Genomic DNA, 15247 nt, shown 5'->3' with positions numbered 1-15247 from the left:
GCGCATTGAAACCAAAACCAGTTGATAATGGAAGACTACACAAATGTATTGATACATGCGGCGCGGGTAGGGAACCTGGAAGTGATCCGTGAGCTGCTTAGCCGGGGTGTCGACGTAAATGTGCGGGATGAAAAGGGCTTTACGCCATTGCTGATAGCATGTTATAACAACCGCCCGGAAGCCGCGGAGCTCCTGCTGGAATCGGGTGCGGATGTGAACGCGGGAGATAATGGCGGAAACACCGCATTGATGGGCGCCGCATTCAAAGGACTTCCGGACGTGGCGTCCCTGTTGATCCGCCATGGCGCAAACCTGAACAGCCAGCACGGTAACGGCGGCACGGCACTGATGTTCGCTACGATGTTTGGCCGTAATGAATTGGTGAAATTGCTGCTCGAAAGCGGAGCGGATGCTGGTGTTCTGGATGTCAGGGGCCAATCCGCATTCGACCTGGCGATGCAACAAGGCAACCAGGAAGCCATCACCTTACTTGCATAAAAAAATGCCGTCGGTTTGAACCGACGGCAAACTGATTTGATTCCAAGCTCCTTTATGCAGGGATTTTTCTGGGTTTCTCCCGCTCCCAGAACCTGTGTTGGGCAATAGCGGTGATAAATTGCTTTGCGAGTTTAGCCGTATCATCGCTGATGACGATGCCGTCCAACAGCACCGAATCGTCCGAGAAATCCGCCGGAATTTTTCTGGCGAAGTAGGTCGATTCGATTACCTGCATTGCGCCGGCATCCGCCGCAATGGCCTTGCAATGCTTGAATGCCTCGTTCAGGAAATGGACGGCGTCCGCATCGGCCTCTACGGTTGCCACACTATTGGTGCCTCCCGGCACATACACTGCGTCATAAAGCACGGACGCAGCCGTGAGGAAGCTGTGGTGCACATGGATTTCCTCATCGGTTGTGGACAAGATGTAATTCAGCCTTGGGGCGATCACTTCCACAATAGCGCCTTCTGCTTCCAAGGCCGTTTTTACTGAATTAAGGGAATTGCTATCCACGCCATCAGCCGCCAGAAATGCTATTTTCCGTGTTTTAATGCTGTCTTTCGGGCTGTTAGCCATACTCAACGCGGATGAGGCAGTGAGCGAGCCTTCGACAATAATAGGGTCGTAATCGGCCGGGTCGGCGTCGGCGGGAATGCTGCGGTTCATAGGGAGCTCTGGATCTTCGGGAACGGAAAGCCGAAGTGCAAATGCTACTGCCGCTGCCAGGCTTTTGTCAACCATTGAAAGAATACCGAGCATCCGGCGGCGTACATCGTTAGACTGCACTTTACCTAATTCAAAGCTGAATGCTTCAATTATATGGTTCTTTTCCGGGTCAGACTGGCTGTTGAAGAACAGTTTTGCCTGACTGAAATGATCCAGGAAGCTTTTGCTCCGTGCCCTTATTTTCCTCGCATCGATCCTTTCGGGGTAGGAAGTAAACCCGCCTTCCGACGCTTTGGCCTGCAACGGATAGTTATCACCCAGGGAGTTGGGCCCGTAGCTGACCTTGCCGCGGTTGATCGTCTGGCGCATATAGCCGTCGCGCTGGTTGTTGTGAACGGGAACAATAGGCCGGTTAATAGGGATTTCCTGAAAGTTGGGCCCACCGAGGCGGATCAGCTGGGTATCGGTGTAGGAAAACAGCCTGCCTTGCAGCAATGGGTCATTGGTAAAATCAATACCCGGTACCACATGTCCGATATGGAAGGCCGACTGTTCGGTTTCGGCGAAGAAGTTCTCGGGATTACGGTTGAGCGTCATTTTTCCGATCCTGACAACCGGAACGAGCTCTTCGGGGATGATTTTCGTGGGATCAAGCAGATCGAATTCAAATTTAAATTCGTCTTCTTCCGGCACAATCTGCAAGCCCAGCTCCCATTCAGGAAAGTTACCACGCTCGATCGCGTCCCAAAGGTCGCGGCGGTGGAAGTCGGGGTCTTTACCCGAAATATTCTGAGCCTCGTCCCATGCCACCGAGTGGACTCCCAGTAACGGTTTCCAATGGAATTTTATAAAATGACTCACCCCCTCCGCATTAATGAGCCTGAATGTGTGAACACCGAAACCCTCCATCATGCGGTAGCTGCGCGGAATGGCTCGGTCGCTCATTAACCACATGATCATGTGAGCCGACTCGGGCATAACCGATATGAAATCCCAGAAAGTGTCGTGCGCGGAGGCGGCCTGCGGGATCTCGTTGTCGGGTTCGGGCTTTACGGCATGTACAAGGTCGGGGAACTTGATGGCATCCTGGATGAAGAACACTGGCATGTTGTTCCCGACGAGGTCGAAATTGCCTTCCTGTGTATAAAATTTAACAGCGAACCCCCGCACATCGCGGGCGAGGTCAGTAGAGCCCCTCGACCCCGCAACGGTTGAAAACCGGACAAAAACCGGTGTTTCAATGGAGGCATCGTTGAGAAATTGCGCTTTGGTATATTGCGCGAGCGGTTCATAGAGTTTGAAAACCCCGTGCGCGCCCGAGCCACGTGCGTGTACTACCCGCTCGGGTATCCGCTCGTGGTCGAAATGGGTTATTTTTTCGCGGAGAATGAAATCTTCGAGCAGGGAAGCGCCACGGTCGCCTGCTTTAAGGGAATTCTGGTCGTCGTTGACACGGACGCCCGTATTGGTATTCATCAGCTCGCCTGTGGAATCTTCCATATGCTGGGCAAGGCTCCTGACCTTGTCGTTTTCCGGCTGGTCAACTTCCGGATTTTGTTGCGCTTTTCTTTTCGCCATAGTTGTTGATGGTTAAATTAAGCTTCCTGCGAAGCCTGGTATGCAATGTCATTTTCCGCGATCGAAGCCAGCAGCTCGTCGCTAGCCTGCTCTTCTGCAAGGGTTTGTGCCAGGATATCAGCCACTTCTTCTAATCCGAGGGTGGTTGCGAGCTGTATCAGGCCCAGGTAGGAGGCAATTTCATAATGCTCAACTTTTTGTGATGAAAGGATTATGCCCACATCCCGCGTGGCAGTACCGGCATCGGTACCTTCGATCACCCCTTCCCCTTCTTTGGTAAGCCCTTCCATCGCGTCGCATTTCTTGGCAATGGTTTTCTGTTCCAAAAGCCCGAAAATCTGCTCAATACGCGACACGTGTCCCACTGTTTCGGCAAGGTGCTGTTCAATCGCACCCACCAGCTGTTTCGAGCTGGCGGCCTGGCTCATTTTGGGTAGGGTTTTCACCAGGTGGTTTTCAGCCCAGTAAATATCCCGGAGGCAGTCCAGAAATAATTCATATAGGGCCGGTTCAGCGGTAGTCGAGGTTTTTGTCTTGAATTTAGGTTCTGAGTTTGTTTGCTCTTTCATAGTTACATGGTTTAAAATCGGAGCATTTCAGCAAAACATGTTCCAGCGCATTTAAGACTGGTATACAAGTTGCTGTCGCATCGGTTTCAGAGGGCGGCGTTATTGCACAACCTCACCAACTACCACAATAATGCGATGTCAGAGACGATTAAAACTTTGGTTTTTTCAACGAAAGTTGCATTGGACGGCGTGCCCGCCGGTTTTTCGGGACGCTTTAAAATGCTTCACATAGAGTCCGGCCGGCTCTATGTGTACCGGGTTCACATTACCAAGCAAAAATATACGGGTACACACGTCCCCGGAATGGGAAGTCCCCAAGAGGACATTGCCTGGTGGGAGCGAATGTTCCATGCGCTCGTTTCATTTATAGAGCGCTACAACCTGGCGTACGGCTATCTGCCTTCGGATCAGAATGTTTACCAGGACAGCCGTTTCTACACGGGAGAGCGCCTGTTTGGAAGTAAAATAAGCTTCGTAGTCGACGAGACCATGCGGCGTGACCTGGCCGACCGGGAAGTAGTATTGCAGGACTTTGCAGATCGGGCACCCGCGGGAGAAGGAATTGAGGAGTAAGAAGCGGCAAGGTTGTTGGTATAGGCTGCATAGTGCCGTTTTGGGCACTGTGGATTTTTTTGTACAGACCCCGAACAAATGAACCGAAGCTTACATAATTAACGCAGGATCTGCTTGGGAACACCAGCCTTAGCAAGACGGTTATAGTCGATCCAGTAGCGGCACAGCGTTTTCAGCAAGGTTTGAAGCTCTTCAAAATCAATCGGTTTAACAAAATATGAATTGGCACCGGCCTGGTAACAATGGTTGATGTCGTCCTGACTGGTGCTGCCGCTGAGGATCACAGCCGGGATCGTTTTCCACTCTGTTTCGCTATTACCCGGCGTCTGCCGGATGAGTTTCAGGAGTTCAACCCCATTGATATTAGGCAATTGCAGGTCGAGAATAATCAGTGCGGGGCGTCGGCCCTGGAACTGCTCGGCCGATTGGAATACCATATACTGATAAAGTTCCTGGCCACCCTGGAAAAATCTGACGTGGTATTCAGGCAGGAATTTGGTGAAAATCCCCCTTAGGAGTTGGCGAAAGTCGCTTGAATCTTCGACAAGGTAAATTTCTTTTTTGCTCATGGTAATTGTTAGAATGTGTGTTGTTTTCCGTGCATCTCCTCGCCGGTCGTGTCATGGGCAGTAGAGAAAATGTCGACAAATTTTACCCACCAGGAGCTGATGGATATTTACGAGCAAATCCAGCGTGAGCAGGCGTTTCATCGGTGACGTGGCTCGCATTCATAAAACAGGTATCGACCGCCTTAGCCAGCTTCACAAAATCCGCTTCGTGCACCGGTTTTTCAAGAAACGCGTTGACCCCGCGCTCATAAGCATCGCGCACCAGCGCGCGGTTTGAAGTTGTCGATAGCATTACGACCGGAATATGGCGGGAGGCATCGCTCAGTTTCAGGATGCCGAGCGTTTCGAGCCCACTCAACCGGGGCATGTTCATGTCCATGATGATCACCGTGGGGTCATCCGATATGCCTTGATTCCCGATAAGTTTGATAAGGTCGTCGCCCGAGTCCAGCTCGACGATCCGCACCGGGGCGATGACCTCCTGCACCGCAAGACGGATCAGCATGCGGTCGTCTTCGTCGTCATCGGCAAGATAAATAGTCTTCATTTTGTCTGCTAATGGCTAATAGAAATCGTAGATATTAAAAGGCAAACAAATCCATGCCAGGGAAGGCGGATGGCATAATTTTTAACGCCAGAAACTCAAAATCAAAAACGAACGGAAGGTGATTTCCGGGCCGCCTAAATATTTCACTTACAACTGGTACCAGGCCGATAAGTCGGTCAATGCACTTGCCGATCTTTCTCCTGAAATCGTCGCCACAGGGCATGGGAAACTGATGGAGGGGCGGGAAATGCGCCAGCAGACCTGGCCCTCAATTTTGCTGATCGCGCTGTGCCGCGCTACGGCCGGTATGTAGCCGAACCGGTAGTGACGAACCGCGATGGTGTAGTGTCGCTACCCATGGTCCCGAAAAAGCAGGGCGCCGGGCATTGTTGAGCAGTGTGGCTGTGATCGCATTAGGATGTGTGTATTTTTCGCGTCAGCGTTCGCGGAACGAAATACTCTCGCTCCCCAATTTCTCCTAGGTTGTTCTATGTGCTATTTGTAATTATTTCCGCTAAGCGATTAGCGGAGCGCACCGCCTTTTCACCAGTTTTTTGCTGCTTATTCATCTGATGGGCCGCCTTATCGCAATAGGATTGCCTCAATGAATTGCCGCAATGGCACGGCGCGATGGCGTTCCTTACCGAAGGCTCTTCATCGCCAGCGCCGCCGCCAGCCCGCCCAGCAGATAGAAGGTTACTGTGAGCAACTTGGTTTCACCGGTTCTGGCGACCGTGCTTTCATTGAGACCCAGCGGCTTGGCGAGCCCTATTGCGCCCAATCCGGCAATAAGGCCATACCCAGCGCCGCGGAGCAGGATGGTGTCGTCATCACCTTTACCGATCATGGCATAATAACCCGCATTACTGGCAAGGTCGGCCACAAATGTGGAGGCGGTCAGGACCTCGCCGGTGGGGGCTTCCAGGCCCATCGCCTCGACGGTTTTAGTAACGGCCTCTTCCCCGAGCAGGTCAACCCGCGGGGCTTTATGGGAAACGCGTTTGGCCACTTCATGGACCAGGTTAAGCACGACAGCCCCTGTGATCCCTCCCAGCATGTTTCTGATCTCTGGTTTCATAGATGTTTATGGTTTGGATGAAGAAATACATCAGCAGCCTTGCAGGCTGCTTGTGATGAGCTATTGACACGAAAAAACCGAACCAGCATCAAAACACGCGCCTAGTTGAGGTTTTTCCACAAATGCGCTCGGTTAAAGTTTCGCGGCAGATTTGGTCTGGCATGTTTATTTATTTTGACGCGCATGTTTTCGAATGGCGACGCTGCCTGGCTGTTGTTACGTCTTTTAAATTTCAATGCCAATCGACTTTAACCGTACACAATCATGGAGGACAAAACTTATACGGGCACTGTACCCGGACAGCATCACGGCGAATCGGTAACAGCCGAGGGAAGCCGCGATTTTGATGATATTACCACAGCGAAGGCCTTCTTTTTTCAAGCCGAAGGAAGGTTGCTCAACGTCAATCAATGGCATGACGAGGCCGGAGAGGCGCTTGCCCGCTTCATCTTGGCCGATTCTGCCGGGAACCCTGTCGACGGTATGGCGCAGCAGGGATTACTGATTAAAATCGATATCCCCGGTCCTGGCTCAAAATCGGGCGAGGGGTACGACTGGGTGAAAATTGAGGAAATCAAAAGGGTTAATTCCACAGAGGCACAAAGCACAGCGCTGCGGGTACGCCCGATTGCAGCGCCGGGGTCGGGGGAGGATAAGCCTACCCATTTCTACGACGAAAATTCGACCAGCACATTCACTATTACACGGGAGGACACGCTCGTAACAGCGGCCATTTACGACCGCAATATCAATCCTAACACCGAATCAGACTCGTTGATCGACAAGGTTAGAAATGCCATCACAGGGCTGTTTGGTGAAAAAGTGTTTTCCAAAATTCAATGGCAAGCGCTGGTCGAAGGGCTGTTAAAGTGAAGTACCGGGCGCCGTGCGATCCGTCGCACGGCATTGCTCTTCCAGCAATACCTCCCATAGGCAGCGCACTTATTATCTTGCATCCGGGTGTACGCAGTGAAACAGCTACTCAACTTTACGGATACCGACCCGGCTCCAGCTTGTGCCGCGGCCAGGGTTTTTAGCATAAACCGGTGAAAAACGGCGTTGCGATGTTGACCGATAACAGCCGGGTCGAATTAAATACCAGGAATCGCCGTTGGTACTGGTGAATTTTTTGGGTTAATACCATCATGGATTTGAACGGTTCATCCCGGATAAACTTCCTTCCATGACAATCGCTTGGATGTATGTGGGGATTGGGGTATGTTGGGTAACTATTACAAACTCAAACTATTCAGCTATGCCAACCTTCATACACAACGAAAAACAGCAGCGCGCGATCAACCTGGATTTTATCGATAGTATCAACAAAGACAATGCAAGCGGCTTTGAAATTATCTTCGAGCGCTTGCCAACGAATGCAAGCGCGGGAGGACTGGTCGAGATAGGCCGGTGGCGGTTCGAAACCGAGAAGGAGCGGGATAAGGTTTTGAAATGGATTTTGAATTCATACGGATTGGGAGTGTGAAGATGCCGGGAAACATATACCTTATCTTTCAATGACACCATTTCGGTTGAGCAGGCCTGGGTAACGTTCCGCGCGGTATCGCCACGCCTCTACCTGACCTTAACCACAATTTTCCCTTTCGCCCGTCCGCTCTCTACATAGGAAAGTGCCTCATTGGTTTGGGCGAACGGAAAGACCTTGTCCACAACAGGTTTGATATCTCCCGATTCGATCAGTTTTGTTATCTCGTGCAGCTGTTTACCATTTGCGCTCATGAACAAGAACGAATACTGTACACCGAGTTTTTCCGCTTTTTTCCGTACGCTTGAACTGGTTAGGGAGAGAATCATTTTTATGTACCAGGGAGCACCGATCGCTCTTGCAAAATCAGGTGTTGGCGGCCCGGATATTGAAATTAGCTTGCCTCCCGGTTTGAGTACATGGAGCGATTTTTTAAGTGTAGCCGTGTCCTGGCTGTTAAGCACAAGATCATAATCTTGCAATACATTTTCAAAATCCTGTTTCTTATAATCGATCAGTACATCCGCACCAAGACTTTTTAGTATGTCAAAGCTTTTTTCACTGGCTGTTGTCGCCACAGTTGCTCCCAGGTATTTAGCCAGCTGAATAGCAATCGTGCCGACACCTCCGGATCCTGCCTGGATAAAGACTTTCTGACCTTTCTGTACATTGCCGATTTCAACCAGTGCCTGCCAGGCGGTTAAAGCGACGAGTGGGATAGATGCCGCTTCTTCCATTGAAATGTTCTTTGGTTTTAAAGCCAGGTCGTTTTCATTGATGGCAATGTATTCGGCAAATGTTCCGATGTAAAAATCGGCCGGACGTGCATAAACGGGGTCACCGACTTTGAAGTGTTTTACATTTTTACCAACCTGGATCACCGTCCCGGCGGCATCATGCCCAAGGATTAATGGAAACTGGTAAGGTAGTATCGTTTTAAGCTCACCTGACTTGATCTTCGAGTCCAGAAGGTTCAAGCCACTGGCGTGTACCTCTACCAAAACTTCATTGTCTTTCACAGATGGCCTGGGTACCTCCGCAAGTAGAAGCGCTGCTTTTTTATCGTATTTTTTGATTTGAAATGCTTTCATGTTTTTTCAGGAGACTGAGTTCTTTGAATCGTCTTACGTAAGACCTTTAATTTCTCAAAAGCTGATGGCTTTTCTTCGGATTAAGTATCCCAAAACCAATTTTCGGGAAGAGCCTGTTAACTAGATTGAAGATTTTTGCGTCGCCCACGCGGATGGTTCGGTGCTCTTTTCGTAAACCTTCGATGAGGCCTTTGACCATTTCTTCCGCAGATATTTTTTTGTCGTTTCTGTCCGCTGTCATTTCCGTTGCGACTAGCGGCGGGATAAGTTCAAATATTTTTATGTTGCTCCCGATAATCTTCAAGTGCTCGCGAAGCGATGTCGTGTAAAAGGCCAGCGCAGTTTTGGACGACGAATAAGTCGCCTCAATTAAGGAAGGTGCTTCGCTCAATATCGATGTTGTATTTATAATCGCAGCTTCTTTTCTCGATTGCAGCATATCTATAAAGAGATTATTCAGCCTTATGACACCCAGGTAATTAACTTCCATTTCGTAGGCTGCACCTTCTGCATGCTTGTCGTTTGCGATCCCCAGATTTGAGGGTGGGACAAGGACAGCTGCATTATTGTAGAGGATATCAATACCACCCAGCTCTTTAACCCTGTCGAGGAGAAGTGCGGAATCTGCGGCATTGCCCACATCGCTTCGGATGGCAATTAGTTTCGGATACAATTTTTTTGCTGTATCCAGTTTCTGCTGGCTTCTGCCCGTAATAATCACCCTGGCCCCGAGGTCCAAAAACTGCTTTGCCGCTTCCAGACCTATACCTGATGCACCGCCGGTTATCAGGATTGTTTTGTTGTTCAGATTCATAGTACTAAAAGTTTGAGATTGTGGGTGCGAGCTGCTAACGAATTTCTCATCTAATGCTCGGCATAAATATACTTTTTGGTCTATTTTATATCAAAAAAAATTAGATTTCGTATTGTTCCAGTTCGGCCTTCAGGCTTTTAATTAGTGACTGCATCGGCTTTGCAGTATCCATCGTTCTGCACATAACGATACCACCTTCTATGGATGCCATTAATTTAAAAGCAAACACCGGGGCATCGAGATTCGAAGAGAATTCTCCGTTACTGATTCCTTCGGTAAGTACATTTATAAGATCCTGCTGGCCAGCCCGGAACACGCCAGCTATCTTCTTTTTGATAAGCGGGTAATTGTCGTCTGCATCCACCGCAGTATTGAAAATTGGGCAACCGCCTGATATATAGGTGTCTATTGGGTCTTTGTAGAAGTCCAGAAACGCGAAAATTTTTCCTTTTGACGTTTTCTTTTCCGCTACTGCCAAGTGGATTTTGTCAGATATTTTCTTCAATAACAGATCAACTACTTGTCCGGAAAGGTCTTCCTTGTTTTCAAAATGCCCGTATAGACAACCCTTCGTCAACCGGGTCGCTGCCAGCACGTCATCTATATTTACACCTGATATGCCTTTTTCATTGTAAAGGGGTGCTGCTGTTTCTAATATGAATTGTTTGGTCCTTTCCGCTTTGCTAAGCATGTCTTGGCAAGAATTTATTTTGACAAAAATATACCAAATAGTTTATTTTTCTAACAAAACTTCTGTTTTTTTTTCCACCATTAAATTTTAATGCTAACCGGTGCCGGTCGGAATTGGCAAGCCTATGATATTTTACGGATTGTCCTAGGATGTCAACAGGGGTAGGAGGCAATTTTGGTGATTGATTTCTGTCTATCAGTGATTTAAGTTCCGTTGTTTGGACTTATAAAAGGTATCCCAAAACGAGCCGATTCCTTGGAATCTCTTTACCTTGGGGAGTGCAACGCCAGGGGTTTGGTCAGGATTACCCAATACCTGAGCGGAAAATTTTGGCATGAAGTAAGATATGGCGGAAGAAAATGGTACCGGGAGATTTGAAGTTAGTAGGGTAGATATTCGCGGTTATCAAGTATTGCGTTGGGCAATCTCGGTGAATGGTATGATTCTAATAACCATTGTGACCGTTTTCAATTTAAGTTGGTTCTCATTCCTATTCTTCGTTCTCCCTTTTATGTTAAATTTTTCAGGTCTTTCACATTCTTCAATTTGCGCACAACCTTCACGACTTTAAGATTTGATTGCGAGGGATCAAATAAAGTTACGAGATTTGCTTAACACGAACTTCCAGAAAACTATTGCCAAAGCTCTGGGACTATTTTTTATGGTCAATTTTTATCCCAGATCTAATGTCAAAAGAATCACCATCGCTACCTGCTTCTGACTTCGTTAAAGTACGAGGAGCCAAAGAGAATAATCTTAAGAATGTCGATCTGGAAGTTCCCAGAGGTGCACTGGTAGTATTTACCGGTGTCTCGGGTTCTGGTAAATCATCACTTGCTTTCGGGACGTTGTATGCCGAAGCGCAACGTCGTTACCTGGAGTCAGTCTCTCCGTACGCAAGACGGCTTTTTAATCAAATGTCTATTCCTCAGGTCGACAGTATAGATGGTCTTCCTCCGGCTATCGCTCTGCAGCAGCAGCGGGGAGCCACAAGCACGCGCTCTTCAGTGGGCAGCGTCACAACGATTTCAAATCTGATCAGGATGCTGTATTCGAGGGCGGGAGACTATCCTGCGGGTCAGTCGATCGTATATGCAGAATCGTTTTCACCAAATACCCCGGAAGGCGCCTGTCCGGAATGCCACGGCCTGGGGGTTGTCTATGAAGTGACAGAGCATTCGATGGTGCCCGATGATTCACGCTCGATCAGGGAGAAAGCCATCGCAGCCTGGCCCACCGCCTGGCAGGGGCAGAACCTGCGGGAAATATTGATGACACTTGGTTACAACGTGGACATACCCTGGCGTGATCTGCCGCAGAAAGACAGGGATTGGATCTTGTTTACGGAGGAGCAGCCGGTTGTTCCGGTTTATTCCGGACTTACTATGGCACAAGTCCAACAAGCCCTGGCGCGAAAAATGGAACCTAGCTATATGGGCACCTTCACCGGCGTTAAAAGGTATGTGATGCAAACATTCGCGAATTCGCAGAGCCAGGCAATGAAAAAGCGCGTGTCAAAATTTATGCTGAGCGCGCAATGTCCCGTCTGCCATGGAAAGCGCCTGCGTCCTGAGCCTTTATCTGTAAAATTTGCCGGGATGGATATTGCGGAATTTTATCAACTAAATATCAAGAGTTTACGTGATATTATATCTTCATGCCTAAACACCAAAAATGATAGCTTAGACCAGAAACATCCGGAAAAGGCATTGGTGCTTCAACGCATAGGTCATGATCTTTTATCCCGCCTGGATGTACTTATCGATCTGGGGCTTGGGTATCTGACCCTTGAAAGGAGTACCCCCACACTTTCGCCGGGAGAATTGCAACGCCTGCGGCTGGGGACTCAGATACATTCCAATCTTTTTGGCGTCGTCTATGTGCTCGACGAACCATCGGCAGGTCTTCATCCGGCAGATACGCAATCATTGCTCCGGGCACTGGGCCGGTTAAAAGCAGCTGGAAATTCGCTTTTTGTTGTCGAACATGAGGTCGAAATCATACGCCATGCGGACTGGATTGTCGATGTAGGACCGGGCGCGGGTGAAAAGGGGGGTGAAATACTTTACAGTGGCCCCTTGCAGGGATTGGAAAAAATAGACAGATCCGTTACAAGGCGATATCTGTTTAATATGGATCGGAGCCAAAGGTCTGAAAGACAGGCGAAAGGATGGCTGCGGCTAAGGGACGTAAGCCGAAATAATTTAAAGCACGTTGATGCCGACTTTCCATTGGGCGTATTGACCAGTGTCACCGGCATATCGGGTTCGGGGAAAAGTAGTTTGATCAGTCAGGCGCTTGTAGCGCTTGTTTTGGAGAAATTAGGACAACAAATACCTGGCACAGAGGATCAGGATGATAATCTTCTTCAGACAGAAAGCCCAAAAACAACGACGGGCTATATCCTGGAAGGAATGAGTCATATCCGCAGGTTAATACCAGTCGATCAGAAACCGATCGGACGAACGCCTCGGTCAAACCTGGCAACCTACACAGGCCTGTTTGACTATGTCCGTAAATTGTTTGCAAATACCAAAATGGCAAAGGGAAGGAAGTACGACGCAGGTCGTTTTTCTTTCAATGTCGCAAAGGGACGCTGTCCGAACTGCGAAGGCGAAGGCTTTGTAATGGTTGAGCTTTTGTTTCTTCCAAGCGTTTATACACCCTGCCCGACCTGTCATGGGAGTCGTTACAATGAAAAGACGCTGGAAATTACATATCACGACAAAAATATTGCCCAGGTACTTGCCCTGACGGTGGATGAAGCATTTGACTTTTTTGAGTCTGAACCTCAAATCAACCGGGCGCTGGATGTCGTCCGTCAGGTTGGTCTGGGATATTTGCGTCTTGGTCAACCGGCTACTGAACTTTCAGGAGGTGAGGCGCAGCGAATAAAGCTGGCCACCGAGTTGCAACGGGCTCAGAATGGCAATACGTTATATATTCTTGATGAGCCCACAACAGGACTGCATCCTTCCGATGTGGACAATTTACTTGTCCAGCTCAATAAGTTGGTTGATCAGGGAAATACGGTCATTGTAATCGAACACGATATGCACGTTGTCGCAAACAGCGATTGGGTGATCGACGTTGGACCAGGTGCCGGAGATGAAGGTGGGCAAATCGTTGTAAGCGGTCCGGCAGCAACTGTTGCCGGTGAACCAGCAAGTCAAACGGGAAAATATCTTGGCAGGTCATTTTAATGAGAAAACGCCATTTAAAAGATCAAAGAAATGTCGAACCGGTTGCTTGATGATTTAAAATCAATATCGAAACTAACCTCTTTTACCATTGATTAATAATCATTTCGGTAAAAACCAAGGGCTGTTTCTGAATTAGGGATGAAAGTTTTTGGGTTCGTTTCGTGAAAAACTTCACGATTACATGGGCCCGATCAGCTCCACAAATGTTCCGTCCGGATCCTGGACCAGTACGAAGTGTGAATCTTTTGTCAGAGGCGTAGGTGTGTTGCCCAGGAAAGTCACGTTTTGCTCCTTTAGCCTGTCAATGATGGGCTGTAAGGATTTGACCTGAATGGTGATATACTGCAGACCAGTATCGTCCTGAATGAATTTTGGCTTTGGATGACCTGCCTTTTTGCCAAAACTCATCAGTTTCCAATCGGTGCTTTCGGGGTTGTTTTCAAGTTTAAGAATGTTTACGTCGACCGCTTCACTACCTGTTAAACCGCCTCGTTTACCGAATTCTGCATTGATTGTGAAATTACCGGTTTTGACCATGCCGATCCCTTTTATATAGAAATCCAACGAACGTTGCATGTCTGCTACCACTACGCCGACTCCGATGGATTTACTTGTAAAATTGGATTGTGCGTGAACGAGACCGCCAAAGAGGAGTGTAGCAAGGATTAACAGATTCTTGAAAGTGGACATGCTTACAAATTATTTATTTTAAAAATAGGATCACTGCCGCGTCTAGATTTTCGATGAAGAGCCTAAACACAATTATTATGAAGGGTAGTAGTACTCAATGTCTACTTGACTGCCAGTAAGTCGACCATTTCAAGGACCGGATCAACTGCAAGCAGGTCCGGCGCATTTGCCATCAATGCTTTGGCGATCTCGCCTCCCAAATGTGCCGCCCTGCCTTCCTGAGTTTCGAATGTATCGAAAATTCCGAATGTGGAAGGACCTATTTGCAGGGCAAACCAGTTGATGGTACCTGCTTCCTCCATCGCCAAAGGCAAGGCACCTTTGAGAAAGTCCGCGACGTCTTGTTCTTTACCTGGCTTAGCTTCAAGCCTTGCCAGAATTGCCAATTTTACCATAACTGTTTGATTAGTTTAAATGAAATGAAGTTAATACATCCTTGTGATGGGATGGTGTTAAAGTCAAGCGTTAATCTTTGAGATTATACTGCTGGTATTCGTTCGGAAGCAAAAATATCCGGTGCGGTACTTCTGCCTTTGTCTTAGATGGGAGGGTTTTGTGAGAATTAACGCAGTGAATAACTTGGCACAGCTTTCCAAACTACTAACATCAAAGGTTTTTTACACTGGCATGCCCGAGTTAAGCCAAATGTTAGGAAGCCAATACACAGGTAATATTAGGCTCTTAGCCAACCCAAATGTCGATAGAATAATACGAAATCGAGTTAAAATTGTTTTTTTTTACTCCCAAACACAAAAAAAGCTCCTTAGCGCAAGCTGAGGAGCTTTGGTTCCCGCAACGGAACAAATGTCGAACCGGTTGCTTGTTGATTTGCAAAGATTGTCGGAATTGGCAAGCCTGTGATATTTTACGGATTGTCCTAAGATGTCAACAGGGGTGGGATGCAATTTGTTGATTGATTTCTGTCTATCAGTGATTTAAGTTCTGTTGTTTGGACTTATAAAAGGTATCCCAGAACGAGGAATTTCTCAGACTTGATTTCGACATTGCTCTGCCGTGAAAAGGATTGTTTTTACTATCAACATACAACAATTATTACGAGATGATGCCTAGCAGGGGCAATTTCTTGAATGCAACAAACTTCAATGAGCTTTCAAAGGTGATCATGTCTTCTATTTTCATCCGCTGTCCAGGGCTGAACACTGATTGTCCAAATTCGGACGATTACGGTTCGGTCT

General features: G+C 48.1%; 16 protein-coding genes. 6 read left to right on the top strand and 10 right to left on the bottom strand.

Annotation, left to right across the window (positions count from 1 at the left end):
* Window positions 1–27 precede the first annotated feature (27 nt).
* On the top strand, window positions 28–498 hold the full coding sequence (locus IEY24_RS13285; RefSeq protein WP_188932795.1) for an ankyrin repeat domain-containing protein: 471 nt from the start codon (window positions 28–30) through the stop codon (window positions 496–498).
* A gap of 52 nt (window positions 499–550) precedes the next feature.
* On the opposite strand, the gene IEY24_RS13280 is transcribed toward IEY24_RS13285, so the two are convergent.
* On the bottom strand, window positions 551–2743 hold the full coding sequence (locus IEY24_RS13280) for a catalase (protein ID WP_188932793.1): 2193 nt from the start codon (window positions 2741–2743) through the stop codon (window positions 551–553).
* A gap of 17 nt (window positions 2744–2760) precedes the next feature.
* Window positions 2761–3312 (bottom strand): YciE/YciF ferroxidase family protein, encoded by a 552-nt coding sequence (locus IEY24_RS13275; RefSeq protein WP_188932791.1) that lies wholly within the window; start codon window positions 3310–3312, stop codon window positions 2761–2763.
* A gap of 135 nt (window positions 3313–3447) precedes the next feature.
* Here IEY24_RS13275 and IEY24_RS13270 point away from each other — a divergent pair, with 135 nt between their 5' ends.
* A complete protein-coding gene (locus IEY24_RS13270; RefSeq protein ID WP_188932789.1) occupies window positions 3448–3885 on the top strand; it encodes a hypothetical protein in 438 nt (145 codons plus the stop codon).
* Between the two features lie 98 nt (window positions 3886–3983).
* On the opposite strand, the gene IEY24_RS13265 is transcribed toward IEY24_RS13270, so the two are convergent.
* Complete coding sequence (locus IEY24_RS13265; RefSeq protein ID WP_188932787.1) at window positions 3984–4454, bottom strand: response regulator; 471 nt, start codon at window positions 4452–4454, stop codon at window positions 3984–3986.
* A gap of 82 nt (window positions 4455–4536) precedes the next feature.
* A complete protein-coding gene (locus IEY24_RS13260) occupies window positions 4537–5001 on the bottom strand; it encodes a response regulator (protein ID WP_188932785.1) in 465 nt (154 codons plus the stop codon).
* A gap of 118 nt (window positions 5002–5119) precedes the next feature.
* Here IEY24_RS13260 and IEY24_RS13255 point away from each other — a divergent pair, with 118 nt between their 5' ends.
* Window positions 5120–5314 carry a hypothetical protein gene (locus tag IEY24_RS13255; RefSeq protein ID WP_188932779.1) on the top strand — a complete coding sequence of 65 codons (195 nt, stop codon included), beginning with the start codon at window positions 5120–5122 and terminating at the stop codon, window positions 5312–5314.
* 327 nt (window positions 5315–5641) lie between these two features.
* Here IEY24_RS13255 and IEY24_RS13250 read toward each other — a convergent pair whose 3' ends face one another.
* Window positions 5642–6079 (bottom strand): hypothetical protein, encoded by a 438-nt coding sequence (locus IEY24_RS13250; protein ID WP_188932777.1) that lies wholly within the window; start codon window positions 6077–6079, stop codon window positions 5642–5644.
* Between the two features lie 264 nt (window positions 6080–6343).
* On the opposite strand from IEY24_RS13250, the gene IEY24_RS13245 reads away from it, so the two are divergent.
* Both IEY24_RS13245 and IEY24_RS13240 read left to right on the top strand, forming a co-directional pair.
* Window positions 6344–6952, top strand: coding sequence for a hypothetical protein (locus IEY24_RS13245; protein ID WP_188932775.1), 609 nt, complete (start codon window positions 6344–6346; stop codon window positions 6950–6952).
* Window positions 6953–7334: 382 nt separating this feature from the next.
* Window positions 7335–7562, top strand: coding sequence for a hypothetical protein (locus tag IEY24_RS13240; protein WP_188932773.1), 228 nt, complete (start codon window positions 7335–7337; stop codon window positions 7560–7562).
* Between the two features lie 89 nt (window positions 7563–7651).
* Here IEY24_RS13240 and IEY24_RS13235 read toward each other — a convergent pair whose 3' ends face one another.
* From IEY24_RS13235 to IEY24_RS13225, 3 genes are all read right to left on the bottom strand, one after another.
* Window positions 7652–8653: an NADP-dependent oxidoreductase gene (locus tag IEY24_RS13235; RefSeq protein ID WP_188932771.1), complete on the bottom strand. Its 1002-nt coding sequence runs from the start codon at window positions 8651–8653 to the stop codon at window positions 7652–7654.
* 46 nt (window positions 8654–8699) lie between these two features.
* Window positions 8700–9467 carry an SDR family oxidoreductase gene (locus IEY24_RS13230; protein ID WP_188932769.1) on the bottom strand — a complete coding sequence of 256 codons (768 nt, stop codon included), beginning with the start codon at window positions 9465–9467 and terminating at the stop codon, window positions 8700–8702.
* 100 nt (window positions 9468–9567) lie between these two features.
* Window positions 9568–10158: a TetR/AcrR family transcriptional regulator gene (locus IEY24_RS13225; RefSeq protein ID WP_188932767.1), complete on the bottom strand. Its 591-nt coding sequence runs from the start codon at window positions 10156–10158 to the stop codon at window positions 9568–9570.
* Window positions 10159–10844: 686 nt separating this feature from the next.
* Between IEY24_RS13225 and uvrA the strand changes: the two genes are divergently transcribed.
* Window positions 10845–13361, top strand: a complete 2517-nt coding sequence (gene uvrA / locus IEY24_RS13220; RefSeq protein WP_188932765.1) for an excinuclease ABC subunit UvrA — start codon at window positions 10845–10847, stop codon at window positions 13359–13361.
* Window positions 13362–13538: 177 nt separating this feature from the next.
* Here uvrA and IEY24_RS13215 read toward each other — a convergent pair whose 3' ends face one another.
* Together IEY24_RS13215 and IEY24_RS13210 are read right to left on the bottom strand one after the other, a co-directional pair.
* Window positions 13539–14051 carry a VOC family protein gene (locus tag IEY24_RS13215; protein WP_188932763.1) on the bottom strand — a complete coding sequence of 171 codons (513 nt, stop codon included), beginning with the start codon at window positions 14049–14051 and terminating at the stop codon, window positions 13539–13541.
* A gap of 101 nt (window positions 14052–14152) precedes the next feature.
* On the bottom strand, window positions 14153–14446 hold the full coding sequence (locus tag IEY24_RS13210) for a putative quinol monooxygenase (protein ID WP_138484097.1): 294 nt from the start codon (window positions 14444–14446) through the stop codon (window positions 14153–14155).
* Window positions 14447–15247 lie beyond the last annotated feature (801 nt).

The organism is Dyadobacter endophyticus, assembly GCF_014641595.1.
Classification (GTDB): domain Bacteria; phylum Bacteroidota; class Bacteroidia; order Cytophagales; family Spirosomataceae; genus Dyadobacter; species Dyadobacter endophyticus.
Note: the sequence above shows the minus strand (reverse complement) of the source record. Positions and strands in the feature narration are given on the sequence as shown.